Origin of the sequence: Bartonella sp. TT119HLJHH (assembly GCF_042193385.1) — a bacterium.
GTDB lineage: Bacteria > Pseudomonadota > Alphaproteobacteria > Rhizobiales > Rhizobiaceae > Bartonella.
In genome coordinates, this window is the sequence record NZ_JBHILS010000092.1 from 1 (window position 1) to 1,258 (window position 1,258).

The 1,258-nt window shown below is 37.1% G+C and carries 1 protein-coding gene and 1 pseudogene; both read left to right on the forward strand.

Annotation, left to right across the window (positions count from 1 at the left end; translation table 11 throughout):
* Positions 1-169, forward strand: a pseudogene (locus tag ACFIJL_RS09435) (phage regulatory protein/antirepressor Ant); the annotation flags it as partial.
* 359 nt (positions 170-528) lie between these two features.
* Positions 529-1,056, forward strand: a complete 528-nt coding sequence (locus tag ACFIJL_RS09440) for an antA/AntB antirepressor family protein (RefSeq protein WP_375624445.1) — start codon at positions 529-531, stop codon at positions 1,054-1,056.
* The last annotated feature ends 202 nt before the right edge of the window (positions 1,057-1,258 follow it).

Sequence of the window (1,258 nt, forward strand, 5' to 3'; positions counted from 1 at the left end):
TGGAAATTTGCTACCGTATCAAGACAAAATCCAAAAGAAACTTATGGATTGTCCAACTATCACACTTCAAACCGCAAATGGAATAGAAAAGGTCATTCCTTGCGCAAAAATCACCACAAAAGGTATGGGGCTGCTGTCTCAAGAGCTTAAAAGACAAAGCATGCATTAAGAGAAACAATCATGGAAAAGAAATACGAATTTACTGATAAAATCGATATGATTTATTTGCGTCAATTTTCAAACTTTTTAATTGACAAAATAATATCAGTATGTCTATTGTCGAATCAGGTGCTTGAAAAACACCTTAGATGCATAGCGGATGAATTGCCGAAACAGTTTATTTTCCGCACATTAAAGGCTTTGACTCGTTGTATGTTACACGCATATAATGACTTTGTCGGGTGTAGTTACGCTATACAATACTCTTTATGGGGAAAGCGTAACGACGGACTATGCACCGTGTTTTTCAGCACCCGGCATCCTTTATTGGATGTCAATGAAAAACATCTAACTGCATAGGAGTTCATTATGAACACTCTTATAAAAATTACAGAACAAACAATTGATCAAGAAACTGTTCAAGCAGTAAATGCACGTGAGTTGCATGCATTTTTGGAAAGCAAACAAGATTTCTCTACTTGGATAAAAAAACGCATCATTGCTTATTCTTTTCTTGAAAGGCAAGATTTTATTCGCTTCCACAAAAAAATGGAAGCGAACAATGCTATAGCAGTAGAATATCATCTCACCTTAGATATGGCGAAAGAGCTTTCCATGGTTGAACGTAATAAGAAAGGACGACAGGCACGTCGTTACTTTATTGAGTGTGAGAAAAAACTAAGAAACCAATCTGTTGATTATGATCGTGATACACGCTTTGATTTGCCAAGCTATTGGGAGGGAATGAACGCTGGTGAAAAAGTTTTATATCTTTTAGGTCCAATTCATGTGCGTCTTCTTGATGCCTTCAGAGTAGATGAAGAAAACAGAAAATATAAAGCTCTCATTAAAGAAGCGAAACAGGTCTTAGAAAGATCTGTCGTAAAAGCTGCTTAGTTTAAAATATGATTTCATTTCCTCGTCTTTTCAGACGGGGAGGTGGTCAATATCACACAGTCTCTAGAAACAGGATTGTAACAACCAACCAACTTTTAAACACCAGCGTGATTCACGCCACGGGTGAATTGCGCTCAAATAGGAGGAAATCAAGATGAGTGAACTAAGTACCACACAAACGGAATTAGTGGAAACAACGAAC

Bases quoted from the DNA above. Each gene is read 5' to 3' on its own strand.
- ACFIJL_RS09440 (WP_375624445.1), top strand. From the start codon at position 529: ATGAACACTCTTATAAAAATTACAGAACAAACAATTGATCAAGAAACT.